The organism is Bartonella jaculi (assembly GCF_039543045.1).
Taxonomy (GTDB): Bacteria; Pseudomonadota; Alphaproteobacteria; order Rhizobiales; family Rhizobiaceae; genus Bartonella; species Bartonella jaculi.
In genome coordinates, this window is record NZ_BAABIZ010000004.1 from 1 (window position 1) to 24,585 (window position 24,585).

Here is a 24,585-nt window from a genome sequence, read left to right on the forward strand (position 1 = left end):
GATAGCTGCTTTTCATTTCATTTGAATGACACATGCGTTATAACATTTGCATCATGATTGGCTTTTTATGGTCTATTCATACATGGCAATCTTATATAAAAAATGGTCAAATGAATCACGTATAAAAGTATGGATTCTTAAGTGGATTCATATAAAATAATTTCACATAACGTATTGATTTTATTGTGTTTTTTGATATTATATCTTACATTGTCTGTCCGATTGATTGGTATTAGTGCTGGTATTAGCTATGGACCACTCGGGGCGACGCATCATGCCATTTCTGATTTTGCTTCGCTTCGCGCTATTCCTAATATACATGTCATGGCTCCTGCTGATAATAAAGAAACAGAAGCTGCAATTCTTTATACTCTAAATAATCCTATGCCTGCTTATATACGTTTAGGAAAGCATGCTGTTACAAATATTCATAGTGATGCTTCAAAAATCGATATTCGTAAAGCTTCTGTGATAAGAGAGGGAAAAGATATTCTCTTGCTTGCAACCGGAGAAATCGTCCAGATTTGTCTCGATTCCGCTGAAGAACTCCAAAAATATGAAGTTATGCCAACAGTTGTCAGTGTACCAACAATACGACCTTTAGATGATGCATCTGTACTAAAGCTATGCCAATACCACCGATCTGTTGTTGTCTGTGAAGAACATAGCATAAATGGGGGACTTGGAGATGCAGTTGCAAAATTGCTTATGGAACGTAGCATTGCATGCAGATTTGTATCACTAGGAATACCGGACGAGCCAATTTGCAATGGAAGCCAATTAGACGTTTTAGCAAATTATGGAATCAGTAGAGATGGTATAACGAAAACCGTGTTAGCAATGCAGTAATATACAAAGAATAGCAGACTACATTCTAATGTACATCAACTAAAAGCATTACAAATCATTGAGAATCTAACAAAGATAAAACATACAAACACATGAAATCACACTCTTTCCATATTCAATAAACAAGATTCTTTTTTCAAAGGGATAAGTAAGTACAGATACATCTCCTTCATTGAATAAGAGCATCTGTACTTGCTAAACTCTCGCGTGTAATTTCTTTAATTGCGTGCACCCCAGTCAATGTCATAGCCACCCGCATTTCATTAGCAAAAAGATCAAGAAGATGAGCAACACCTTTCTCACCCGCTGCTGCAAGTGCATATACAAAAGCACGACCAATCATAACGGCATCCGCACCTTGTGCTATCATGCGTACAACATCAAGCCCAGAACGAATACCAGAATCAACTAAAATGGTCAAATTACCCTTTACCGCCTCCACAATTGCCGGCAGTGCTCGTGCAGTTGATAATACACCATCAAGTTGCCGCCCACCATGATTGGAGACAACAATACCATCAGCACCAAATTGCACCGCTTCTCGCGCATCTTGTGGATCGAGAATACCCTTCAGAACCATTTTTCCCTTCCAAAAATCTCGAATCCATTGCAGATCAGACCAACCAATTGAGGGATCAAAATTTGCCCCAAGCCAACCAACATAGTCTTCCAATGTTATCTTCTTTTGAAGATAAGTAGAAACATTTCCAAGATCATGCGGACGCCCCATAATACCAACATTCCAAGCCCAATGCGGATGGAGAAAAGCTTGTAAAATCCGGCGCAATCCAGCATAAGGCCCTGACATCCCTGAATGCGCATCACGATAACGCGCACCAGGAACCGGCATGTCAACTGTAAAAACCAATGTACGCACACCAGCTAACCACGACCGCTCTAATACATCACGCATGAACCCACGATCCTTGAGAACATAAAGTTGAAACCAAAATGCATTTCCAACCGCTTCTTGCACTTCTGCAATAGAACAAACTGAAACCGAAGATAATGTAAAAGGAATGCCTTTTGAAACTGCCGCACGCGCGGCCTTTACCTCACCACGACGCGCATACATACCAGTTAACCCAACTGGTGCAAGCACAATTGGCAAATCAAGTGTTTGATCAAAAAGCTGGGTTGAAAGATCAACTTCACCAACCTGCCTTAGAATCCTTTGACGCAGTGCAAGTGCTTGAAGATCTGTACAATTGCGCTGCAAGGTTTCCTCAGCATAAGCCCCACCATCAATATAATGAAAAAGAAAAGGGGGAAGCCGACGTTTTGCTGCTTTGCGATAATCACATGTTGAGCAAATAATCATTATGGCACCATTGTTCCTCAATGAAAAGAAAAAACACCCTAAAATCAATAAGCCCTAGCCCGCCGTTTCTTATTAAATGTTCCAAAAGAACACTCCGCTCAGTAAATGCAGACAACAGAGATTGCAACTTAAAAAAAATAACAGATAGAAACAACGTTTTTATTTCTCTTTCCAAAATTAAAAACTTGGTAAATGCAAAGCCTTAATAAATAATATATAATCCCATACTTCACGTGTATCTAAGTGAGGTCTTATACCCCGTTATGATTGATGCCCTCCCAAAAGGTATCACTTTAGTTATTCATTTCAATTTCAAAGCAATTCCATCTCTATAAAGAGGTATCACATTACAATCTGCAAGAATATACAACCAACCATATCCCCCCTTTTATAAAAACAAAAAAGCTATTAATAGAGCTAAATCAAACTGTTAAATGCATCTGACAATTTTCTCATATTGACATTCAAAATCTCGTATATTTATTGCTAACAATTCGGATTTTAAATATTAGTTGCCTCAACAGAAAAATTTTCACTTTTTTGAGCAATGTTGGTCATACTATAAATTACTTTATACGCAACAAGAATTGATTCAATAAGATCATCAACATGACATTTGAATCAGAAATGAGATACCTTAAAAAAGAATTATGGACAATATCAATTGAAAAGCACTGCAGTTTTTTTGAAAAAACTGTTAATGTATTGTATTTGAAAGCTTGTATATTTTTCTTTAGTGACATTTTATACAAAATAAAATGTACGATGTTGTTATTTAAATTCTCAGGAATCGAACGCGTAGTGGCAACCAATCTCATATATTCAGTTTGAAAAAGTAACAAACTAATGGTGTATCGTATTTGTAAGAATACTAAGCTTTCCTTTTAAGTAATAATATATTTATTTATAATAATAATTTATTATTTTGCATATTAAATGAGAGACTCAAATATCCTAAGATTCTCTCATTTCAAATCTCGTTACGTTGAATCAATCAAAATCATTCGCTTGCACATCACAAGCGGGGCTGGCGTGTGGGTAAAAATTGTATAAGAAAGGAATAAAAATGGCTCTTATGAACTGCCTTAATGCAAGGGCTGTAGCAACATTGGGAGCTGGCAAATAGTATGATGGTGCCGGCTTGTTACTCCATAAACGTAAAGATGGTGGTGCTCGATGGATTTACCGTTATACCATTCACGGGCGGCGTCGTGAGATGGGCTTAGAAGCATTGCGAGATGTCTCTAAAAAAAAGCCCGTGAATCTGCAACTGGGTGGCATTCTGTTTTGTATGAGGGGCGTGCTCACATTAAAGAACATAAGAAACAAAAACATGAGATAATGCGTAATCTCCATTATTTAAAAGACATTACTTTGGACACTTTTGAAAGTAGCTGAATTAAAGAATGATGCTAAAGATAGGAAGTGGTTTTCACCGTTACGGCTTTATATTCTTGCCAAATTAAGCTGCCTCCTCGTTTCAGAAATTATCCAAACCGATATACGCAATACGCTTGCCCCTATCTAGCAGCTGCAACAACGAATAGAGCTCTTATTCGCCTTAATCTTTGTCTCAAACATGCTGCTAGGTTGGAATTGGATGTTGATCTACAGGCAATGGCGAAAATGAAAGCTCTTTTAGAAAACAACGCCATAAAACGCAAAACTTACCAGCTATGGATTGGAGGGATGTGCCGGATTTTTACAAAACACTTTGCCAAACATCAATCATAACACAACTGGCTTTACGTTTACTTATCCTTATAGGGGTTCGTACATATCCTTTGCGTCATATTCATAAAGATCAGATTGATGGAGATATATGGACAATCCCTGCTGAGAATATGAAAGGACAACGCGATGCTACAACAGAATTTCGCGTTCCCTTATCATCAGAGGCATTAGAAATCTTAAAACAAGCGCGCCTGCTTTCTCGTAATGATTTCTTTTTCTCTGCTAGAGGTCGTGGTCCTCTTTCACATTCGATGATGGCTGCGTATATGAGAAAAAATAAACTTGAAGCCTGCCCGCATGGATTTCGTTCTAGTTTAGGCGATTGGCTCGCTGAAACAACCGATGCCCCCTATGAGGTTGCTGAAACAATTCTAAGTCATGCGGTAGGAGGACAAGTAGAGCGCGCTTATCGTCGTACTGACTATTTAGAACAGCGCCGTGTCTATATGGATAAATGGGCAGCTTATGTCACCGGTCAATCTTAAGATATGGGGTGTAATACCCCATTATCTGTGGATAACTTCCTCTCTCTTTTCTCATACAGTCTCTATAAAACTCCTAAAGTGTTAAATGAGAAAATATATGGTAATTGACTATTTTTATTAATAAAGTTACTTTTTAATGATTCAAAAATATGGTTAATAAATGCTTATGATTTGTTTCCATTTTTTATTATTGAAAGAATTTTATAATGACAGAAAATGATATTCTTCTTACAGACTGTGAAAATGCAAAATTGCTTTATATAAGTGTTTCAACTTTCCGCCGTCATGTGACCAATGTCTCTTTACCAAAACCCTTGAAATTTTGTCTTTGATCGCGCTGATTACAATCGGATTTGATAAATATAATTGAAAAAGCTAAAAACCAACGTCAAAGTGATGCTGCATAAAAAACCTTGTCATATAAATACGGACAAGGCTTTCCGAAATTGCAATCGAACAATAGCAAAACCTTTCCTGTGACGCAATATTACAGGATTACAAAGTGCATTTTCCCTACGTCATATTGCTTCACAGACAGTATTTTTATGAAAGATTGAGAAACAATTCCACCATTCTAAACGAACGCAAAGATAGGGATATTGTTATTAATTATCAGCAACGACACTTAAGGTTGGCATTCCGGTTGAGCTTTATTCTCTTTACAATAAGGACTATTTAAGCGTCTCTCAACACTTCGCTGAGGAATAACAGCATCAGGTTGACAAATGGGAAGATTATAAGCTTTATACTTCTCATCCTCACACCAATTAGGCTCTCCAAATTCATGATGAAATCCCGCTTGGATCATACAAGCATCAACAGATGCATCCATATTAAGCCTTTCACGGATGATCGATTCGCTTTCTGAAAAATCATCAGAAAAGGTCGTTCCACATTCCAACAACGCTTTTTTTATCTCAAGCTTATCTGCACCAGACTTTTTCCATACATCTACAGCCGTTCGAGGAGGCTGATCTTCAAAACACCCAGATATAACGAACAAAGCTATTCCGCTCAATAATTTTAAAATTTTCTTCATTTTATTCTCTATAAATAACTTTTCATACTATGAGATAATTCATATACTTTTTTACATCTTAGGTTTTCACTTCAAAAACAAATATGGATATTGCCGACGGTTATATAGGAAAATCCATCCTGTGATGCAATACCATAGAATGGAAAATGTTATCTTACTTCGAAAATGCTCAAAGCATTGCTTATGCCTTGCGTTGTATTTGATATGGGCATTATGGAATTGCCCGTTGTCCAGCCCATGATGATCGATTGCCTAGTCTATCTCTTTCTAATGATAGGCGTCGGTTGCTTTATTGATATGCTGGCTGTCCTTTTAGAGAAATCATACAAGCACTTACAAAAATAGGTCTTATCAGTCACAAGCTTTTGTTTATAAAGTATATGATCATAGGCTCTCTTTCTCAAAACAGTTTTGTTCTGATCTCAAACAAGCAAAACAGAAAGCAGAGAGAGCAAAGATTTGGAACCAAAGCCAATCAATCAAAAATACCTTAGTAGAAGCTTATTTACGCATTGCGGAATACCACTTGTGTCTTGCCTCCCGATTTTCGCCTTTCATAACAAATGTCCGCACCCTTTAGGGATTACACTACCCGCGTTGGTTGCTCTGGTTAAGGGCGCCTACTCCTTTGCAATCCATAGGATCTTTTCAAAAGCCAATGGATGCAAAATAGATCTATCCCCAGCAAAGACCATGTTAGATTCTGTGGTAGGCGGTGCGGTGCATTTAAGTCAAGCCAATGGATAGCATCTTGTTATTTGTGAGGGCGTTGAAACCGGTCTGGCTCTGCTATCTGGTTTGTTACCAAAGCCTGTGAGTTTGTGGGTATCCCTTTCAACCAGTGGCATGATGCGCGTGAATTTTCCAATATTAATACCAAAACACGTCTCACCATTGCAATGGATGGAGATGAAGCTGGTTGTAAAGCAGGTTTTACCCTAGCAACGCGTGCATACAAACACGGCTTTGATGTCTCTATGATGCAAGCACCTAAAGGAAGAGACTTTAATGATTTTTTATATTCTCAAAGGAGAGCAATATGAAACAAGATAAGAAGGCTGATTTAGCCCATAACACTGTAAATGATAACGATTAAGTGCTCTTTAAACGAAAATGCTTGTTTAAAAGCCATTCCTTATGAAGTAGTAGCAACAAAACGGTTGGGGGGAAATACAGCCAATCAGTGCTGCTCTGTTACCGGTCGAGCCTTTTCACCCTGCACAAATGCCTTTAACCTTAAGTCGCTATATTTATGACGTTGCCGATTGCCAATAATCCTCTCTCGATTTTATTGCTGTCTCTACTTTATGTGGTTTAGCTGCCATGATTGGCAATGAGGTTCGTATTGCTTCAAAACAGCATGATGATTGGCAAATTGTCCCTAATCCTGGGGGCCCCCTTATTGAAAACCCTTCTGCACTAAAAACACCTGCCATGCGCGCGGCACTTGCTCCACTTTATACACTTCAAAAGGAAAGGCGTAAAAATTGGCAACAACACAAAAAAACAAACGAAAGTTCATGATGCTTTCGAGATTTTGCGTAAAAAAGAAGAAAACAAAAAACAGAAAAAGCTTTCAAAAATGGCGATTATGAAGCAGCACGTGCCTTTTTAGCGAAGACCATGGACAAGGATAAAAAGGAAAACCGTAAAACTTCAATGCCGCGTCTTATTATCAATGATGCAACGATAGAAAAGCTTGGCGAATTATTACAAGAAAATCCGCGTGGCTTATTACTGGTTCGTGATGAATTTGCTGGATTTTTCGCAAAAATGGAAAACAAAGACTATGAAAGACCGTGCTTTTTATTTAGAAACTTTTAATGGGGATGGGGAATTTATTTATGATCGGATAAGATGGGGTACCCTTCATATTGAAAATGCAACTTTATCTAACATTGGAACAATCCAACCTTCACGCATTGCTTCTCTTATCCATGGTACTCTTTCTCATAAAAATGATGATGATTTAATCCAGCGTTTCCAAATAACGGTGTGGCTGGAGGATACAAAAGAGTAGAAATGGATAAACAGATCTCCAAATCATGATGCAAAAGAAGCTTATGAAACAGTTTTCCATTCCCTTTATGATAAACCGTTAGGCTCTCCTGATCACCCGATTGTGATGGCTTTTTCTGCCTATGCGCAAGAGAGGTTTCGTGAATGGATGGAAAGATTTTTACACAAGCAAAAGCAGAGAAAATCGTTTCAAGGGCTTGAGAATCGCATGTTTTAAAGATGCCCAAAACTATAGCAACCCTTGCTTTGATTTTTGAACTTGTCAAAGGCGGGCGTTTTGAAATCACTTTACTCCTCTCTTTCCATGGCATTGCGCTGATCAAACTATCTATTAAGTCATGCGAAACATCTTTATGCCGCTGGGGATACACTGGTAGAAGAACGTGCAAATTTGATTGTAGAGCGTTGTGATTGTCTACAAGATATTTTTACGGCAAGGGATATCTATAATAGACGGTGTTGAGCTCATTTAAAAGACAACAAAGCTGTCAAGCAAGCTTTAGAGCTTTTATGCCGTTCCAATCATATTTGTGAAATCTCTGAAAATAATAATCAAAAAGGAGATCGACCTACGATACGCTATGAATGGCATCCTTTAGTGAAAAATAACACAACAAAACAATGAACGAATTCTAAGTTCTTATAAAGCATTAAACCATTAGTTTTAAGGGGTTTGGAGATTTTGGAGGTGCTTTTTTCACCCTCTTTTAATTTTTTTCAGTAAAAAAATAAAAATCAATATATTTCAAATATGTTAAGATTTTTCAAATTCTTTAAAAACAATCTGTATTGACAATACAACATATAAATACAACCCATGAAATATGTTTTGAGGGGTTTTGAAGTTTTTGAAGGTGTCATAACCTCCTTCTATAAAGTGAGTGATTAAAACCTATCAAAATACTCTTTTTGATATTTTAAAGCACATATTGAATTTGTCTTTATCAATGCATAAAATGAACAGCAAATTCCACTCTTTTGCTGTTAATAAAGAGCTATGACGAGCGGGCACAAGAGCACGGGAAAGATGGGCGTGATATCAGCATTGATTTGGTCGCTAAAATCCGTGATGAAGGAGGTTATGCTGCTATTCAATGTAAGTGCTATGAAGCCTCTCACTGCATTAAAAAAGAAGATATTGATAGCTTTATTGCTGCCTCTGGGAAAAAGATTTTCACCCGTCGTATTCTTGTCGATAGCACCGAAACAGAGTGGAGTGATAATGTTTCTCATACCTGTAAAAGACAAGAAATCTTCATTCAACGGATTAATCTTTTTGATCTGAAAAACAGTTGAAATAGATGAGGAAACTTTTGAATCGAAAAGAGAGGCTGTCCTTAAAGAAGAAGCTCCCTTTAACGCGTCAGGAAGCAGCTATTAGAAATGTTTGTGAAGGTTAAAAAGCAGACCGTAGCAAACTTATTATAGCTTGTAGAACGAGGAAAATCTTTACCAGCTTAAGATAGAAAAATAAATAGCTGGTCAAGACAAACGTGTTTTGTTTCTGGCATCTTCTCTTGCTTTACTATGCAGACACTTTCCACACACTTTATCAAAATCTGCGTTTTAAACTCACTTAAAATGCTTAGATAATTTTAATCCCTGCGCTTGATAATGTGAGCCAACATCGTGCCCATAAAGTGCTAAAGGTCGATTAAGCATGTGCTCATACACTAAACGACCAATAATTTGCCCATGCTCCAAAATAAAGGGAACTTCATGGCTGCGTACCTCCAAAACTGCCTTTGCCCCTTTTCCACCCGCCTCCATATGCCCAAATCCCGGATCAAAAAAACCTGCATAGTGCACCCTAAACTCACCAACTAAGGGGTCAAAAGGCGTCATTTCAGCTGCATAAAGCGGAGGAACATGAACAGCTTCTCGAGAGACTAAAATGTAAAACTCATTAGGATCAAGCACCAATTCTCTTTGACCACGGTCAAAAAGAGGTTCCCAAAAATCTAAAACGTCAGCAACAGCACGCTTATCAATATCAATAACACTTGTATGACGTTTACCACGATACCCTACAAACCCGTTTTCGTTTCCTTTCAAATTAATAGAAAGCCCAATACCACCATCGCTAATATTAGGAAAATCATCCGATATAAGTGTTTCGTCCTTATGCAAAGCATATAGCTCAATTTCATTTAAGTAACTTTGCCCTCTGCGAAACCGAAGTTGAGATAAATGCGAACCGGTGCGTACTAAAATTGGAAATGTACGTGGACTAATTTCAAGATAAAGTGGACCATGATAACCTGCACAAACTTTATCAAACTCCTGTGCATTATCCGTAATCACACGCGTAAAAATATCTAATCGTCCTGTAGAACTTTTTGGATTCGCAATAGCAGATAAAATTTCTGGTAAAGCCAAACTTTCCAAAAGAGGAACAATATAAACACAACCCGTTTCTAAAACTGCCCCATCCCGCAAATCAAATTCGTGCAACTTTAACCGTTCGAGCTTATCTAAAACTTTTGCATCAGATCCCGGCATGAAAGAAGCACGGATACGATAGGCTTTCTCCCCTAAACGCAGATCAAGACTTGCAGGTTGTATTTGGGTTGCATCAAATGGCCAAAGAGCCTTAAGAACACCATTGTCAATTAAAGCCTGTATATCACTATCTGCCAAAATACCGCTCACACGTACCATATGATCTTGCCTTCCTCTTTACTTTAGACTTTAGTTATTTGGTCACCCAGATAATTGGTTGATGCAAACTGTTTTAAGATGATAAAAATTATTACCCTCTGATCTTTCCAGTCAATTTGCTTTCATAATCAATAATGGAATCTCACAAACAATGAAACAGTGCTTGATAAAACATTCTTTGAAAATAAATACAACTTTTGAGAATTATACCTTCACATTCTCTCATCCTTGAATGTTGTGTAAATGATGTTATCATAATTCGAAGTTTCTTTAGAGTCCGCAAAAATTCTGCTAGAATTTATCATGATCATACGCCATCTCAGCGAAAATATTATTAATCAGATTGCCGCCGGTGAAGTTATTGAACGGCCGGCAAATGTTGTCAAAGAACTGATTGAAAACGCTATTGACGCTGGTGCAACCCGTATTGAAATCGTTACAGCCAACGGGGGGAAAAATTTTATAAAGGTGAGTGATAATGGCTGTGGTATTCCTTCAGATCAGTTAACTTTAGCGGTTTCTCGCCATTGTACATCAAAAATTACGGATGACGTACACAATATCTGCTTCCTAGGGTTTAGAGGAGAAGCTTTACCCTCTATTGGTTCTGTTGCTAAACTTAAACTAACTTCACGAACGCAAGATGCTGAGAATGCTGCTGAAATTACTGTCACAGCAGGAAAAATTGTAGGACCCAAACCAGCTGCTGCCAATCTTGGTACTATCGTTGAAGTTCGTGACCTCTTCTTTGTTACACCAGCACGGCTAAAATTTATGAAAACCGATCGTGCTGAAACGAATGCTATCACCGATATGATTAAACGAATTGCTATCGCATTTCCACATATCCGTTTTTCTCTTTCTGGACCAGACCGGACTTCCCTAGAATTACCTGCCACGGAAAATAATACCCAAGGACAATTACAACGTATTACGCAGATCATGGGAAAAGAATTCGCTCCCAACAGCATCACACTTGATGCTGAGCGCGAGGCTGTTCGCTTAACCGGATTTGCTTGCTTGCCATCTTTTAACCGTAGCAATAGCCTTCATCAATTTGCTTATGTTAATGGGCGTCCAGTGCGCGATAAATTACTCTGGGGTGCAATTCGAGGAGCTTATGCCGATGTCATGGCTCGAGATCGCCATCCCGTATCCATTCTTTTCATTGATTTGCCGCCTGCTGATGTGGACGTCAATGTACACCCCGCAAAAGCTGATGTTCGATTCCGTGATCCAAGCTTAATCCGCGGCTTAATCATTGGGGCCATCCGTGAAGCCTTGCATCAAACTGGAATTCGCCCTACTTCAACAGGTTCTGAAGCAATGCTGGCTGCATTTAAAACACAACCGTTGGAAACTTTTAAAAGTACACACCGTCCTTTTTCTTACAAATCACAGCACCATCATCTTGCATCTGGATCAATGGTTCATCAACCATTAGACGCTACGAGCTCATTTAATTTAAGAGAAGAAAGCACGCCACTTATGGAGTGCCTAAATACACCCAGCGCTGATGTACGCACCGCAAGTACTACATCATCAACAGAAGAATTATCTTATCCCTTAGGAGCTGCTAGAGCACAAATCCATAAAAACTACATTATTGCTCAAACCCAAGATAGTTTGATCATTGTCGATCAGCATGCCGCTCACGAACGATTGGTTTATGAAGCACTCAAGAATGCGCTTTATTCTAAACCGCTTCCTTCACAATTATTGCTTATCCCTGAAATTGTAGAACTCTCTGAAGAAGACGCAACATGTCTTTTAATGCATAAAGATGCTTTGCAGAAATTTGGCTTGGGAATAGAACCATTTGGACCTGGTGCAATCGTTGTGCGTGAAACCCCCTCCATGTTAGGAGAAGTCAACGTACAAGCCCTCATTAAAGATCTCGCAGACGAAGCTGCTGAATATGATACAACAGATAATCTCAAAGCAATGCTTGATTATGTTGCAGCAACGATGGCTTGTCATGGCTCAATACGGTCTGGACGTCTTTTACACCCTGAAGAAATGAATGCACTGTTACGACAAATAGAAGCAACACCCAATACAGGTACATGTAACCACGGTCGTCCTACTTATATTGAACTCAAATTGGCTGATATAGAAAGGCTTTTTGGTAGAAAATAAGTCACCCCGTACTAGTTTGGCAAAAAAAATATTTTTTTAATTTATTCTCGACTTTATAATACACCTTATGGCACTTTACTTATATTATCTCTCATAAAAATAGAAAGGGAGTATAAAGAATGTTTTCCAATGATGAACGCGAAGCAAAAATTCATTATTCCAATAATGGATATAAAATTGTAGAATATGGAACGTATACTCTTTGTGCTGTTAGTGGACAAAAAATCCCAATAGACGATTTACAATATTGGAATCATCATCGCCAAGAAGCATATGCTAATTGTGAAATTTCCTATCATCGCGAGCTCGAATGCAATCCGTACCTCAGCCAATTGCTAAAAATGCAGAAAAATAACCAATTAGAACTGATAAAGCCCAAGATTTGCTTTTAAGATTGCATCTTAAAGAGAGGAGTGCGTTCTCTAAAACGTGTCATAACCTCCTTAAGGATCTTACGACAAAAATCTTTTTGAGCAAAATCGATGTTGACATCAAAGATAACAAGATTTTTTAAATCTTTTTGCACGCTACTTGTCTGTATGCGGACGTAATCCTTAGCCGTTGTAGCCAACCATAAGTTTTGCATTTTAGCCTTTTGTGCAAGATTTTTTAAATCAGTATCAGTAAAAAAATAGTGGTCAGGATAAGAGTAAGCTTGCACAACATAACCAGAGAGTTCTTTAATGGATTGAAAAAATTTATCTGGATTGCCAATGCCTGCAAATGCCAAAAATGATTTTCCTGCAACCTCATCAGATGCTAGTGATTTAAGGTGTGCATGATGCAAAGCTTTTCCAGTCCGTGTAACAAGAAAGGCAATCTTATCACACGCATCCGAATGCCCAATCAATAAAACACTGTCCATCAAAGAAAACTGTGTTTTTAAGGGTACACGCAAAGGCCCTGCTGGAAAAACAGCTTCGTTACCCAAACCACGCATTGCATCGACAACGAGCAACGCATAATCCATGTAAAGACGACGGCTTTGAAATCCGTCATCCATTAAAATGAGATTACATCCTTCTTGCTTGAGTTGTTGTGCCGCTGCATAACGGTCTGGTGATATAGCAACAAAAGCATGCCTCGCTAGTAAAAGTGCCTCATCACCAACATCGCGCGCATTATCACATTTCTCATTCACAAGATGGACCCCCTTAACCGCCCCACCATAACCACGCGATACAACGCCCGGCACAAAACCAAGCTCTTTAGCTATTTGCGCAAAAGCAATGACAACAGGCGTTTTTCCGGCACCGCCCAATGTAAAATTGCCAATACATAAAACCGGAAGATCAATAATAAGCGGTCGTCTTGCCATACGGCAACGAGAAAAATAACCATAACCCCACGAAACTGGAGCAAATAAAAAACGTAAAAAGCTTCTCTCTTTCCACCAAAAATGAGGTGCGCTAATACGCATATCTACCTCGATGCTGGCTTAAACTTGTCTGTATTACAAGAGGTTGCAAAAATGGATCAAGAACTTTTAGTGTGCGCTCGAGTGCTCCTGCCATACCTGTCGCTACTTCATGAGCCTTATCAACCATTTCTTGCCGTAATGCTTCATTTGTTAAAAGCCTATAAACCTGAGTAGCAAGCTGCTTTGTATCTTGAACCATACATGCTGCATCACGCTTTAAAAATTGTTCAAACATTTCTTGGAAATTTGAGACATGCGGTCCCGTTAAAATAGCTGAACCTAGCAAAGCCAACTCCAATGGATTGTGTCCACCTTGTCCACATAACGACTTCCCAAGGAAAGCAACCTTCGATAAACGAAGAAAAAGTCCCATTTCGCCAATCGTATCTCCCCACAAAATATCTGTTTTCGCATCTGGAACAGCATTTTTACTTCTACGAATAAAACACAAATCATTGTCACATTTTTTGATAAGATCTTCTAAACGTTCAGGATGACGAGGCACAATGATTGTCAATAAATCTGGCAAATAATTTTTAAGAATCTTATGAACCTCAAAAGCAATTTGCTCTTCCCCTTCATGGGTTGAAACAGCTGCCCAAACTGGACGGTTACCAATAGCATCACGATAACGCGCAAACACTGTTTTATCTTCAACCAGAAAAACATCAGCCTTCAGATTGCCAGAAAGCACAACAGATTTTACCCCAAGCGCATGGAAATAAGCTAAATCCCTTTCGTTCTGAGCAATAGCCAGATCAATATGCTTAAAAATATGTCTCGCAAGAACATGCCGTTTCTGCCAAGCTTTAAAAGAACGTTCAGACATATGCGCATTAACTAAAATCTGCGGAATACGCATTCTGGCAAGTTCTCTAATACGTAAAGGCCAAATTTCCGATTCACAAATCAGTGCTAAATCAGGCTTCCAATGGCTGATAAAACGGTGTACTGCCAAGTCTAAATCCAACGGAGCATATTGATGGATTAACCGACTCCCAAAATGCTTTTTCACAAGCGAAGAAGATGTTACAGTGCAGGTTGTGAGTAATATATTGATTTTCAATGATAAAATATAATTAATGAGCGGAACAAGAGCAAGTGTTTCTCCAACACTTGCTGCGTGTAACCAAATTAATGGACTTGGAGGACGTGCTTTATGGCTTTTACCTAGACGTTCTTTTTGGCGACTACGCTCTTCTTTTCCACGGACAGCACGTAAAAACAAATAAAAAGGGATCACAGGACGTAAGCAAAAACCAATCATTCGATAGATTAAAAGAGCTGCCCGTGCCTTTAGTTCCGACATTGAAAATCACCCCTGTTGCCTGTTTTGAGACATTTATAAGCTTCTTTTGTTAAACAATTCATCAACTCTGTTCTATCCATTGTATTTATTTTTTCTCATGAAACACTCTTTGCATTTTGGGCGACAAAAAATTCCTCACCTCTGAGATCAATTTGATATCCCAAAAGAAAAAAATCACAGTTTTATTCCATATTTTTTCAAGAAACTCTCCCCATAAAAATGCATGTACATAAAATATGATAGAGCAAGTCAATAATTTAGCGAATAAAATAATTCCTTTCTTATTTTATACGTTTTTCCCTATGAAATATCCACAATCATAATTATATTTTCTCAGACTTGAAAGCCTTTTAGTTAATAGCAGCCTTCTCCATTATTTTTATTCACATCATGCGTTTCATCTCGTCCCTACAAACCACACACAAAAATTTAAACCCTCACTTTTTTGCAAATTACGGATTTATTCCTAGATTAGCAGAATGAGAAAACATGGGAACAACTTCTTCACTTTGAGAACGAAAAAAGGTCTGATGATATGCCACTCATGCAAAAAAATGATCATAAATTGATTATAAATGCTCTGTGCCTTCGCAACATTATCTAAGCTTCTCAATCGTGGATTTATCCAATAAACAAAATCCAGATAATCCACCCATACAAAAAACTGTGCAAACCATGTCTTTATCGTTGAATGCTTCTCTTACCAAAAGCACTTTAAAGCGCACTGCTTCTTTTTCTGAATTATTTCACTCATCCTGATATTAAATTGAGAGAATTCAATCTCGCTACACTCGCATAAACCAAGAAAATAACAATCGAATATTCCAATTTTACTCTGTAGCACCCATTTCAAGATCAAGAAGCTTATGCAAATCTATGATATAATAACGTTGTAATGCGTTATCTACACTGCTTTGCGCTTTCGCCTGCCATGCTTCTTGCGCTGATTGGTAATCTGGAAAAATACCAACAACATCTAAATCATTGGGATTCTTAAACTGATTACTACTAAGATTTTTCAATTCCCCACCAAATACAAGATGTAAGTATTGTTTTTTTTCATTGGTTTCAATCATGTGTGCCTCCATATCATTCAGAGATTTTAGCGCGCTTGTATGTGATTAAACTAACTTTGCTTGACGAACAACATCTATCATATTTTGACAGCAATTATTTTTACCAGCAATTAACAGTCCATATTGATAAGGTTCAATCCCATACGATATAAAAGGCGCATCAAGTGATAGAAAACATCCCCCGCATTCCTGCAAAATAAGATCAGCAGCGGCAATATCCCATTCATGACAATTCGGACGAACCAACACGATATCGATCTCATCTTGAGCAACAAGAACAATACGATAAGCGAGAGAGGGAATGTATTGGTAAAAAATAACCTGATTACAAAAATCATCCGGCAATTTTTGAGCTAATGATTTATCAAGTGAAACTTTATATTTTCGATTAACCTGAGGCGCCAAAAGAGGAAGTTCTATGCCGTTTAATGTTGCCCCTCTACCCGTAACAGCTGCATAAACATCCCCCTGAGCCGGACACTGCAAAACACCTACGATAGGACGCCCATTCTCAATAATAGCAATCGAAACACACCAATAGATACTGCCAGAAAGAAAACCACGAGTCCCATCAATAGGGTCAACCACGAAATAACGTTCATAAACTCGTTGCCCGCGATTATCTCTTGTTTCCTCTGAAATCCATCCATAATCTGGGCGTGCTCCAAGAAGCTTTTCCTTTAAAAAGTGATCAACTGCAAAATCCGCCTCACTGACTGGTGAATTGCCATCTTTGATCCAAACATCCAATTCACATCCAAAATACTTCATTGCTAAATCCCCCGCCTCTCGACAAACATCAAGCAAAAGATTGAGATCAGAAGAATGATGGGTATTATTTTCCTGCAAGTGTCATCCCTTCAATTAACAATGTCGGAGCAGCTGTACCATAACGTCGATCAATATCGCTCGCAGGTGTTAAATGTGCTAACATATGAAGCAAATCAGAACCTAGCGTTACTTCACTCACCGGATAAGCAATTTCGCCATTTTCAATCCAAAAACCGGAAGCGCCACGACTATATTGTCCAGTAATAAAATCAATGCCGTGCCCAAATAATTCTGTAACATAAAAACCACTCCGCAAACTTTTTATCATATCATGAGGCGATACCAAACCCGGTTCAATAGCAAAATTTGTACTCGCCGGCTGAACTAACGACCCCGAACGCACACCGTGACCATTGGTTTTAAGACCCAGTTCACGCGCTGAAGATGAGGAAAGAAGCCAGTTTTTTAAGATACCATTTTCTATAATATTTAATGTTTGCCCCTCGACTCCCTCTCCATCAAAAGGACGAGAAGCATTCCCACGCAATCGCAAAGGTTGATCTGTCACATTAACATCCGGTTTCATCACCGCTTTTCCCAAAAGATTTTGTAAAAGACTCGTTTTGCGCGCCACGGATGCTCCATTCACCATAGATGCAATATGCCCAGCGACTCCACGAGCCGTACGCGTGTCAAAAATAACATCAACACTCCCAGTAGCAGCACGAACCGCTCCCAAACGTCTAACCGCCCTTACCCCCGCATTTCTTCCCACATTTTCTGCAGCTTCCAAATCAGAAAAATGTAAGGCTGTGGTATAATCATAATCCCGCTCCATCGCAGTCCCCTCACCAGAAAGAGCACTACAAGAACGTGAAAAATAACTAGAGCGATAAGCCCCACAAAAACCACCGCTTGTAACAAGAACAAATCCACTACGGCCATAAGTTGTCGCAGCTCCACCAGAGTTGCTTACCCCTTTAACATCAAGAGCCGCCGCTTCCATTTTTAAAGCATCTTCTGTTAAAAAATGACTGTCCGGAACAAAATTATCAAAAAGATCAAGATCTTTAGGATTCGTAGCTAAATACTCTTTCTCTGCCAAACCTTCAAATAAACTGTCTGGGGAAGCTTTAGCCATCGCAACAGCACGTTCTGCTAGTTCCTGCGGATAAGCCGCTAAATTAGCAGAAACACTCGCTACTTTCTTGCCAACAAAAACCCTCAATGCAAAATCATCGCTCTCTGAAGCTTCTGTCGATTCAACTTTTCCTAAACGAACCGATACACTGGTAGAATGCGCACGAATAATAACAGCATCAGCAGCATCTGCTCCAGAACGCTTCGCCGATTCAATCAACAAAGTGGCTTTATCAATCTGGCTTTTGTCAGTCATTATAGCTCCCTCAAATATTAATCATTTACATTGATAAACAATTTGGCAAAGATGTCACATCTCATATGCTCATTAATAAAAATTATGCACCATTCATGCACTCTGTTCTTTTAATGAGGCGAGAATTTTCTCTTTTAACTTCTTTTTAAAAAAACACAATATGTTGCATTTTTTGGCTTCAACCTTTTTAATTCGCTTTTGTTATTCCACAAACTCAATCCGCATGTACAATCGGATCAATAGAAGATTATGCAGTGATACTAGCTTTAAGCCCAATTTTTCAAGTGCTCAAACAACCAAAGAATGACCTAAACTTCCTGTTCATCTGCTACTGAGCGCTAAACCAATTTTCATGTTAGTCTGCCCAATTAGCATTCTCTAATTTGCAAGTAAGCATGAGAAAATGCTTCTCTCTCTATGGAACACTCCTTTGCTTTTGCGAACTCTCTTATCACGAACAAAAACCTTGTGAATGAAATAAATCTTAGACAGAATAAAAAATATCTTCTTGCGTTATGATTTTACCAAAATCAGCAGCCATAAGTTTTTTAGCTCCAAATGGGTATGAATAATGCCATCGCCAATTCTTTCTTTTATGACTGTCGAAAATAAGTCGCGATTGCGGCATTCTTTCTTGATGCTACTAGGTATAAACGATAAGATATTGTCTCTTTTTGTGCATCATAGTGAATTATCCGCTTTGTTATTAAGCCTGATCAACTGCCTCTTCTCGAAACACAAACCCGAGAGGACTGGAAAAATCTTGATTTTAAAATTGATCCGTTTTCCCTTAGCCTTTTACTGAAATGATAGTGCATAGTGCTATGCTGTCATAAGATAGCGCCATTATTATATTTTTATATTTACCAGCGCTCAATGCTGCGACAACTCTTGCATTGTAATGGCTCATAAGAGATATATTCACTCCTTCCATAAATGTTTTTTCCCCTTGTGACGTGCAAGAGAATGGTTGTTATTGATTCAAACATAAGGGGGATTGAAATGAGAGAATCTTACAATATTCAGGGGGGCTGATTTAATCCGAAAATGATCAATTATAAATCAACGTGTTGCAATAAATGGACAATAGTGAATTGAAACTTTTAGAAGAGTCTCAAATATTATTTCTCTCTTCCTCAATTCAATTTGCAAATTAGAGCTTCACCCAACTCATTTGGGGAAAATCATAGTCCATAATTTTTAACCTCTATAGAGGTATTTGCCATTAACGAAACATCTGTGCGTGTAAAAAACAATCATTTTTTGAACAAATATATTTATTGGAGGTAGGTTAGTTACTCTTTATGGTATAGTTATTTAGCTTATTTTATCATCTAGAACCTTTTAAATCGTACTCTTTAAAAGCAGAAAAAAAGACGTTTTTTGGCTTTACAAGCCTCTGTAGAACAATAATCAGCGGTAATTAGCAGTCTGCAACTCTCTTATTTCCAGCAAAAGAAATAGTTTATAAGCTTTATATGATAAGGTAGAATTCAGTAATTTCTATAAGAGCTTTAGTGTAGAATTAAGCCCATATTATAGTTTCATTAGACTTTAACGAGTTGTTGCAAAATACTCCGCGGATAATATAATCGGTTTGTCCAATACCAACAGTTCAAAGACATTCATTCTAATGTGGGCTATAATTCTTGCATCGTCTCTTTTTGAAAAAATCTGTTTTTTTCGTAAGTGAACGTAACTAAAGAAGCGTTTTATTTTTAGTAAGAGCACGGCGACTCATTTCCATCATTGCATCACGAAGATGCAATTTAATTTTTGATCCAATAATGACTCCAAATAAGGGAGAAAGTAAGCCAGACATTGTTACCGTATGACGAATTTTATTATTGGAAGAACCAGATTTCGTTGAACCAATATACTCATGATCAAAAATCATGCGTGTAAAAGGAAGTTTAGCATAATCAGAAAAGCAAACGTTTTTTATAACTTTATCAAGTGTAAAAGTTACTTTCGGTCCTTTTTTAGGCTTCATTTGTCCTACAGCTCCTGCTTTGAAAGCACCAGAAAGTTCTACCCACTCAAGTTCATGATCCCAACAAGGCCATGTTGAAACATCTTCCCACATGGCCCAAATTTGCTCAGCTAGAAATCCCCATTGCTTCACGAATTCTAACCGCATCATAAGCCGTAATTTCAAAAAAACCCTGTCGCGCTAACATTCCCCAATGAGGGTTGGTAAGAAATTCAAGTCCTTGAATCTCTTTTAAAACAACAGGTTGTGCTTGTTTATTAAAAACAACATCTTTTCGAAAAGGTGTAAATTGAGGTGCTTGTTCCACTTGATAAATATGGTTATCTTTAAATATACACTGAAATTCTATTGTTTGAAGCACCTTCCCAGCGCGCATTTCGCACCGCGGGCAGTAAATGAAGACTTCATCTCCCTTAGATGTTTTTCGAAGTGCTCCAGCTTTGCCGTGACAAACTTGTAGAAAGCCAAATTCAGCTGCAAGCCGCGCATGAGCTCTAGAAATCACCGCTATCGAATGTTTCATTTTATATTCACTCTTTCACAAGATAGGTAATCTTTTCTACAATACCTGAAATATCTCTTTCAAATTATCCAACAAATAAAGGTGAGAACAGTACACTGTTGAAGATATTAAGCTCCCTTCTAGTGTATTCTAAAAGCGATACATTCCATCACCACCAACCCTCTCGTTCTAAGCTTGCCATACCTTTAACGCATATGACCTAGAAAGTCTGATACGAAAAATAACAATACATGAGAAAATAATTTTATCTGGTATGATCGCAAAACCCTTGATAAAAAGATAAAGTTTTTATGGTTTCTTGTTCCGTAATTTACGTTCACAAAGCAAATCACTTTAAAAGAGAAGTACAATAAAGTTGTACAGAATGAATTATCCTATTGGATAAAAATCAGAACTTTCTCAACATCAAACCTGTGATCGCAGTTTATAAAAACGTATTGCCGTATCACCATAAAAACGTTCATCATCTAAATAAAACACATCAGGTAGATGAATAATTGTGTCTTTCTTTTCTTCAAGAACAAAAAGTGCATCAGATTTTGCCCATCCTCCATTTAGAGCCTCTACAAAAGCACGCTCACCTAAACAATAGCCGTAGGGAGGATCTGCGCAGATGATATCAAATGGAAACATTGTCCCAATACTACCAAGTTTGGTTGCATCACGACGCAAAATCCGTCCAATTCCTTGCAATTCAAACGATTCAATATTTTTTTGAATTAATCCGCGTCCTTCAACCGAATTTTCAACAAAAACAGCAGCCTTTGCACCACGCGAGAGTGCCTCAATGCCTAAAGCACCAGTACCAGCAAAAAGGTCAAGAATACGCTTATCTGTCCAAAATTGTTCTTCTCGGCTCGCAAGAATATTAAAAAGGCTTTCGCGCGTACGATCACTCGTTGGGCGAATCGACTGACCAGTAGGTGCAAACAAAACACGCCCAGCAAATTTACCGCCGATGACCCGCACGCGGCCCTCCAAATGGCTTTGATGTTTTTGCGCCACCACCATATGATTTGGATTTTTTCATGGCACCACCAAATGATTTCGTTTTTTGCTTATTCTCAAAAGAATGCCCATCATGATCGCCTTTCATAAACTTCCCTGCTTTACTAGAAAAATGATCATTCTTGCCAGAAACACGCGCCTCACCGTAAGATACTTTGCCCCGTTTTTGATCAAATCCCACACGCCTCTCTTTTCGCAATTGTTCTTCTGGTAGCTTTTCCTGACCTCTATTGAAAGACCTCTTACCAACCGAACCGCTCTTATGGTCATGAGGATTATCCTCACTATAGAAAGACTTCTTACGCGTACTCTGCGGGCGTGCACCAGGAGCCATCCAAACATTAGAACGGCGAGAACGTGGCAAAGAACGCTCTGTTTTTTCACCCTCGTTCTTATCTTTGCGCATAAATTTCTCATCAGGTTTTGTGTTCAACCGTGACCGACTATGCTCAGACGAACCGCCTCGTTGTCTGCGCTGTACTTCTCTTCCACTCGAACAAATCCAGCCATCATTTACGCCAGAAAAATCTTTACGACTTTGTTTTTCTGCAAAAACTGCAGAATTTGAAAATGGCTTAAGAATAGGAGCATCAAAATCTGCATTGGCTTGCATAATCAAACGCTCCCCCAATTGCTCACGTAACATCCGACCTTTTAGCTCACGAACTGCCCCTTCTTCTAAGTCAGATAACTGAAATGGACCATAAGATACACGAATTAAACGATTGACCGATAATCCTAATGCGCCAAAAATGTTTTTTATTTCACGATTTTTTCCTTCACGCAAAGCTACAGAAAGCCATACATTCGCCCCTTGTTCACGTTCAATCGATGCCTCTATCGAACCATAGAAAATACCATCAATTGCAATGCCATGTTTCAGCTTATCAAGTGCGCTTTGTTTTATTCTTCCATGAGCACGAACCCGATATTTTCGTACCCATCCTGTTAACGGAAGCTCTAATACACGTGCTAATCCACCATCATTGGTTAATAGCAAAAGCCCTTCTGTATTAATGTCAAGCCTGCCCACAGAAAGGACACGAGGCATTCCTTTCGGCAAATTGTCGAATACGGTCGGTCTGCCTTCGGGATCACGGTTAGTGGTAACAAGGCCTGCCGGCTTGTGATAGAGCCATAACCGCGTCCGTTCTATAGGAGACAAAGGTTTACCATCAACTGTAATAACATCAGAGCGGGTAACATTAAAAGCAGGCGTTGTCACAACTCTACCATTAACAACAATGCGACCTGCAACAATCATCATTTCTGCGTCACGCCGCGACGCAACACCAGCACGCGCTAATCTTTTGGCAATCCGTTCACTCTCACTCTTTTCATTCATTTGCTTTCACACCAATCTCTTCCAGCACGTTCAGCAAATTTTTCACACGCACTACATCGCTTATTCTGAAAGGATGGAGTAGCACAATCGTTTAGCATTTTCTATCCTTTGACAGCAATAATCTACCTATTTACTTGCAACTCATTTTTAAACACTTTAAAAAGCCATGTTATCCTCTGCACGTAATAATAGATTACCCACTTTACAAGCATCTCTCTATAAGCAAAGAGTCTTCTGACTCTTTAGGTTTTAAGTAGAAAAGGCACTATGATTTTGACTCCCATGGAAATAGCTCTTTTAGAAGCGCAATTAGCAGAAAAAAAAGAGGAAGTTCCTGTGGGAGCAGTTATAATCCGTGGAGCAACAATCATTGCACGCGCTGGTAATTACACAAAAACTGCACATGATCCTACAGGACACGCAGAAATGCGTGTTATCCGTATGGCCTGTGAAACGCTCCAAAGCGAAAGACTTCCTGATTGCGATCTTTATGTAACGCTTGAACCTTGTGCTATGTGTGCAACAGCTATTTCATATGCACGCATACGGCGCCTCTATTATGCAACAAGCGATCCCAAAGGTGGTGCTATCGAACATGGTCCACGCCTCTACCGACAGCCAACTTGTCATCACAAACCTGAAGTCTATTCTGGTTTTAAGGAAAAAGAAGCTGCTCAGATGCTTAAAGATTTTTTTACACAAAAGCGGCGTTAAAAAATATTGCTCTTTCTATTCAAAACACCTTCAACAATATTAAGTCTCCTTAAAAAGGCCACCAACTTTTTTTACCAGCAGCCTTTTTCGAAGCACTTTTTCTCTCACGCTCTTTTAATGCTTCGTCTTTACCCTGCTGACCAACAGGTGCAGTCTTGGCCGGCTGACGATAACTTAAAGGCGGCTCAGTGAGATACCGACGATACTCCGCACTTCCAGCTTGTGCTCTCTGACGACGCAAATATTCCTGCCGTTGCTTCGCATTCAACCGTGAAACATTTTCTGAACTATCAATAGATGATACTTTTTTTGGAAAAACAGGACCCCTGCTTCTATCAGGATGTTGTAGGGCATCCTGCGCTAGATCTTGTTGAGGTAGTGGTAAAATTACCCGCGAGCCAAGGCTTGGCACCACAAGTTTTGGACGAGGTTTCATAACAAGCTGACTAGCATTGTTTGTCGGTGTTAGAGAGGTAATGTTAGCGACATCTTCAAAAAACTGTAACGACGCCGGTTTACCTGTACCATAGGTAGGAGCAGATGAGCCACATCCCGTTAAGACAAGGCACATACCCAAAATGCTTGTTGAAAATATTTTTACTTCACGTTTTTTCACTGCTTATCCATTTTTCTAAGTATATGGCTGATAGATATTCCCGCGATTTATTGGAGATCAACCCCATACAAAAAATTACCCCCAAAGACAAAATAAACGGGACCCATCTCTACCATAAAAGACCCTACGCATCAATGACAGAATTCAAAGGTGAAAAATGCCATTTA

The 24,585-nt window shown here is 38.8% G+C and carries 20 protein-coding genes and 4 pseudogenes; 11 read left to right on the forward strand and 13 right to left on the reverse strand.

What is annotated here, in order from left to right; genetic code table 11:
* Positions 1-210: 210 nt before the first annotated feature.
* Entirely contained in the window at positions 211-849 is a 639-nt protein-coding gene (locus ABD915_RS02665) for a transketolase family protein (RefSeq protein WP_345114799.1), read from the forward strand.
* Between the two features lie 169 nt (positions 850-1,018).
* Here the strand turns inward: ABD915_RS02665 and lldD are convergent, their stop codons facing one another.
* Entirely contained in the window at positions 1,019-2,170 is a 1,152-nt protein-coding gene (lldD, locus tag ABD915_RS02670) for an FMN-dependent L-lactate dehydrogenase LldD (RefSeq protein ID WP_345114802.1), read from the reverse strand.
* A gap of 1,216 nt (positions 2,171-3,386) precedes the next feature.
* On the opposite strand from lldD, the pseudogene ABD915_RS02675 reads away from it, so the two are divergent.
* A pseudogene (locus ABD915_RS02675) lies at positions 3,387-4,389 on the forward strand (tyrosine-type recombinase/integrase).
* Between the two features lie 206 nt (positions 4,390-4,595).
* Positions 4,596-4,796 (forward strand): annotated as a pseudogene (locus ABD915_RS02680) (helix-turn-helix transcriptional regulator).
* 218 nt (positions 4,797-5,014) lie between these two features.
* Here ABD915_RS02680 and ABD915_RS02685 read toward each other — a convergent pair.
* Positions 5,015-5,428: a hypothetical protein gene (locus ABD915_RS02685; RefSeq protein ID WP_345114805.1), complete on the reverse strand. Its 414-nt coding sequence runs from the start codon at positions 5,426-5,428 to the stop codon at positions 5,015-5,017.
* A 528-nt stretch (positions 5,429-5,956) separates the two neighbouring features.
* Between ABD915_RS02685 and ABD915_RS10255 the strand changes: the two genes are divergently transcribed.
* The 5 genes and pseudogenes from ABD915_RS10255 to ABD915_RS02705 all read left to right on the forward strand — a co-directional run.
* Entirely contained in the window at positions 5,957-6,175 is a 219-nt protein-coding gene (locus tag ABD915_RS10255) for a DUF7146 domain-containing protein (protein WP_425548177.1), read from the forward strand.
* 74 nt (positions 6,176-6,249) lie between these two features.
* Positions 6,250-6,471 (forward strand): toprim domain-containing protein, encoded by a 222-nt coding sequence (locus ABD915_RS02690; RefSeq protein ID WP_345114808.1) that lies wholly within the window; start codon positions 6,250-6,252, stop codon positions 6,469-6,471.
* A 280-nt stretch (positions 6,472-6,751) separates the two neighbouring features.
* A pseudogene (locus ABD915_RS02695) lies at positions 6,752-7,252 on the forward strand (DUF3987 domain-containing protein).
* Positions 7,218-7,448 carry a DUF3987 domain-containing protein gene (locus ABD915_RS02700; RefSeq protein ID WP_345114811.1) on the forward strand — a complete coding sequence of 77 codons (231 nt, stop codon included), beginning with the start codon at positions 7,218-7,220 and terminating at the stop codon, positions 7,446-7,448. The pseudogene ABD915_RS02695 and the gene ABD915_RS02700 overlap by 35 nt, the downstream one beginning before the upstream one ends.
* Positions 7,449-8,434: 986 nt before the next feature.
* Positions 8,435-8,918: pseudogene (locus ABD915_RS02705) on the forward strand (restriction endonuclease); the annotation flags it as partial.
* Between the two features lie 101 nt (positions 8,919-9,019).
* Here the strand turns inward: ABD915_RS02705 and ABD915_RS02710 are convergent.
* Positions 9,020-10,108, reverse strand: coding sequence for a 2'-deoxycytidine 5'-triphosphate deaminase (locus tag ABD915_RS02710; RefSeq protein WP_345114813.1), 1,089 nt, complete (start codon positions 10,106-10,108; stop codon positions 9,020-9,022).
* Positions 10,109-10,411: 303 nt separating this feature from the next.
* Here ABD915_RS02710 and mutL point away from each other — a divergent pair, with 303 nt between their 5' ends.
* Both mutL and ABD915_RS02720 read left to right on the forward strand, forming a co-directional pair.
* Positions 10,412-12,247: a DNA mismatch repair endonuclease MutL gene (gene mutL / locus ABD915_RS02715; RefSeq protein WP_345114816.1), complete on the forward strand. Its 1,836-nt coding sequence runs from the start codon at positions 10,412-10,414 to the stop codon at positions 12,245-12,247.
* 119 nt (positions 12,248-12,366) lie between these two features.
* Entirely contained in the window at positions 12,367-12,639 is a 273-nt protein-coding gene (locus ABD915_RS02720; RefSeq protein ID WP_345114819.1) for a DUF2093 domain-containing protein, read from the forward strand.
* Here ABD915_RS02720 and lpxK read toward each other — a convergent pair.
* The 9 genes from lpxK to ABD915_RS02765 form a co-directional block, all read right to left on the reverse strand.
* Positions 12,636-13,667 carry a tetraacyldisaccharide 4'-kinase gene (gene lpxK, locus ABD915_RS02725; protein ID WP_345114822.1) on the reverse strand — a complete coding sequence of 344 codons (1,032 nt, stop codon included), beginning with the start codon at positions 13,665-13,667 and terminating at the stop codon, positions 12,636-12,638. The genes ABD915_RS02720 and lpxK overlap by 4 nt on opposite strands.
* The gene (waaA, locus tag ABD915_RS02730; protein ID WP_345114825.1) at positions 13,657-14,976 is read right to left on the reverse strand and encodes a lipid IV(A) 3-deoxy-D-manno-octulosonic acid transferase; all 1,320 of its coding nucleotides are present in this window, start codon (positions 14,974-14,976) and stop codon (positions 13,657-13,659) included. Before waaA ends, lpxK begins: the two co-directional genes overlap by 11 nt.
* 830 nt (positions 14,977-15,806) lie before the next feature.
* On the reverse strand, positions 15,807-16,052 hold the full coding sequence (locus tag ABD915_RS02735) for a DUF4170 domain-containing protein (RefSeq protein ID WP_345114828.1): 246 nt from the start codon (positions 16,050-16,052) through the stop codon (positions 15,807-15,809).
* Between the two features lie 45 nt (positions 16,053-16,097).
* The gene (locus tag ABD915_RS02740; protein ID WP_345114831.1) at positions 16,098-16,901 is read right to left on the reverse strand and encodes a 3'(2'),5'-bisphosphate nucleotidase CysQ; all 804 of its coding nucleotides are present in this window, start codon (positions 16,899-16,901) and stop codon (positions 16,098-16,100) included.
* Entirely contained in the window at positions 16,888-18,219 is a 1,332-nt protein-coding gene (locus ABD915_RS02745) for a TldD/PmbA family protein (protein WP_345114834.1), read from the reverse strand. Before ABD915_RS02745 ends, ABD915_RS02740 begins: the two co-directional genes overlap by 14 nt.
* A 1,699-nt stretch (positions 18,220-19,918) precedes the next feature.
* Positions 19,919-20,362: an SRPBCC family protein gene (locus ABD915_RS02750; protein WP_345114837.1), complete on the reverse strand. Its 444-nt coding sequence runs from the start codon at positions 20,360-20,362 to the stop codon at positions 19,919-19,921.
* Positions 20,319-20,735 (reverse strand): EVE domain-containing protein, encoded by a 417-nt coding sequence (locus tag ABD915_RS02755; protein WP_345114840.1) that lies wholly within the window; start codon positions 20,733-20,735, stop codon positions 20,319-20,321. Before ABD915_RS02755 ends, ABD915_RS02750 begins: the two co-directional genes overlap by 44 nt.
* 405 nt (positions 20,736-21,140) lie before the next feature.
* A complete protein-coding gene (rsmD, locus tag ABD915_RS02760; protein ID WP_345114843.1) occupies positions 21,141-21,704 on the reverse strand; it encodes a 16S rRNA (guanine(966)-N(2))-methyltransferase RsmD in 564 nt (187 codons plus the stop codon).
* The gene (locus ABD915_RS02765) at positions 21,685-23,088 is read right to left on the reverse strand and encodes a pseudouridine synthase (RefSeq protein ID WP_345114846.1); all 1,404 of its coding nucleotides are present in this window, start codon (positions 23,086-23,088) and stop codon (positions 21,685-21,687) included. Before ABD915_RS02765 ends, rsmD begins: the two co-directional genes overlap by 20 nt.
* A gap of 267 nt (positions 23,089-23,355) precedes the next feature.
* Here ABD915_RS02765 and ABD915_RS02770 point away from each other — a divergent pair, with 267 nt between their 5' ends.
* On the forward strand, positions 23,356-23,802 hold the full coding sequence (locus ABD915_RS02770) for a nucleoside deaminase (protein WP_345114849.1): 447 nt from the start codon (positions 23,356-23,358) through the stop codon (positions 23,800-23,802).
* A gap of 49 nt (positions 23,803-23,851) precedes the next feature.
* On the opposite strand, the gene ABD915_RS02775 is transcribed toward ABD915_RS02770, so the two are convergent.
* Complete coding sequence (locus ABD915_RS02775) at positions 23,852-24,418, reverse strand: hypothetical protein (protein WP_345114852.1); 567 nt, start codon at positions 24,416-24,418, stop codon at positions 23,852-23,854.
* Positions 24,419-24,585 lie beyond the last annotated feature (167 nt).

What these genes read in the sequence shown, in the direction of transcription:
- ABD915_RS02710 (WP_345114813.1), bottom strand. Translation starts at nt 10,108, where the DNA reads ATGGTACGTGTGAGCGGTATTTTGGCAGATAGTGATATACAGGCTTTA.
- ABD915_RS02700 (WP_345114811.1), top strand. Translation starts at nt 7,218, where the DNA reads ATGAAAGACCGTGCTTTTTATTTAGAAACTTTTAATGGGGATGGGGAA.
- ABD915_RS02745 (WP_345114834.1), bottom strand. Translation starts at nt 18,219, where the DNA reads ATGACTGACAAAAGCCAGATTGATAAAGCCACTTTGTTGATTGAATCG.
- lldD (WP_345114802.1), bottom strand. Translation starts at nt 2,170, where the DNA reads ATGATTATTTGCTCAACATGTGATTATCGCAAAGCAGCAAAACGTCGG.
- waaA (WP_345114825.1), bottom strand. Translation starts at nt 14,976, where the DNA reads ATGTCGGAACTAAAGGCACGGGCAGCTCTTTTAATCTATCGAATGATT.
- lpxK (WP_345114822.1), bottom strand. Translation starts at nt 13,667, where the DNA reads ATGCGTATTAGCGCACCTCATTTTTGGTGGAAAGAGAGAAGCTTTTTA.
- ABD915_RS02685 (WP_345114805.1), bottom strand. Translation starts at nt 5,428, where the DNA reads ATGAAGAAAATTTTAAAATTATTGAGCGGAATAGCTTTGTTCGTTATA.
- ABD915_RS02735 (WP_345114828.1), bottom strand. Translation starts at nt 16,052, where the DNA reads ATGATTGAAACCAATGAAAAAAAACAATACTTACATCTTGTATTTGGT.
- ABD915_RS02765 (WP_345114846.1), bottom strand. Translation starts at nt 23,088, where the DNA reads ATGAATGAAAAGAGTGAGAGTGAACGGATTGCCAAAAGATTAGCGCGT.
- ABD915_RS02770 (WP_345114849.1), top strand. Translation starts at nt 23,356, where the DNA reads ATGATTTTGACTCCCATGGAAATAGCTCTTTTAGAAGCGCAATTAGCA.
- ABD915_RS02755 (WP_345114840.1), bottom strand. Translation starts at nt 20,735, where the DNA reads ATGAAACATTCGATAGCGGTGATTTCTAGAGCTCATGCGCGGCTTGCA.
- ABD915_RS02750 (WP_345114837.1), bottom strand. Translation starts at nt 20,362, where the DNA reads ATGATGCGGTTAGAATTCGTGAAGCAATGGGGATTTCTAGCTGAGCAA.
- ABD915_RS02720 (WP_345114819.1), top strand. Translation starts at nt 12,367, where the DNA reads ATGTTTTCCAATGATGAACGCGAAGCAAAAATTCATTATTCCAATAAT.
- mutL (WP_345114816.1), top strand. Translation starts at nt 10,412, where the DNA reads ATGATCATACGCCATCTCAGCGAAAATATTATTAATCAGATTGCCGCC.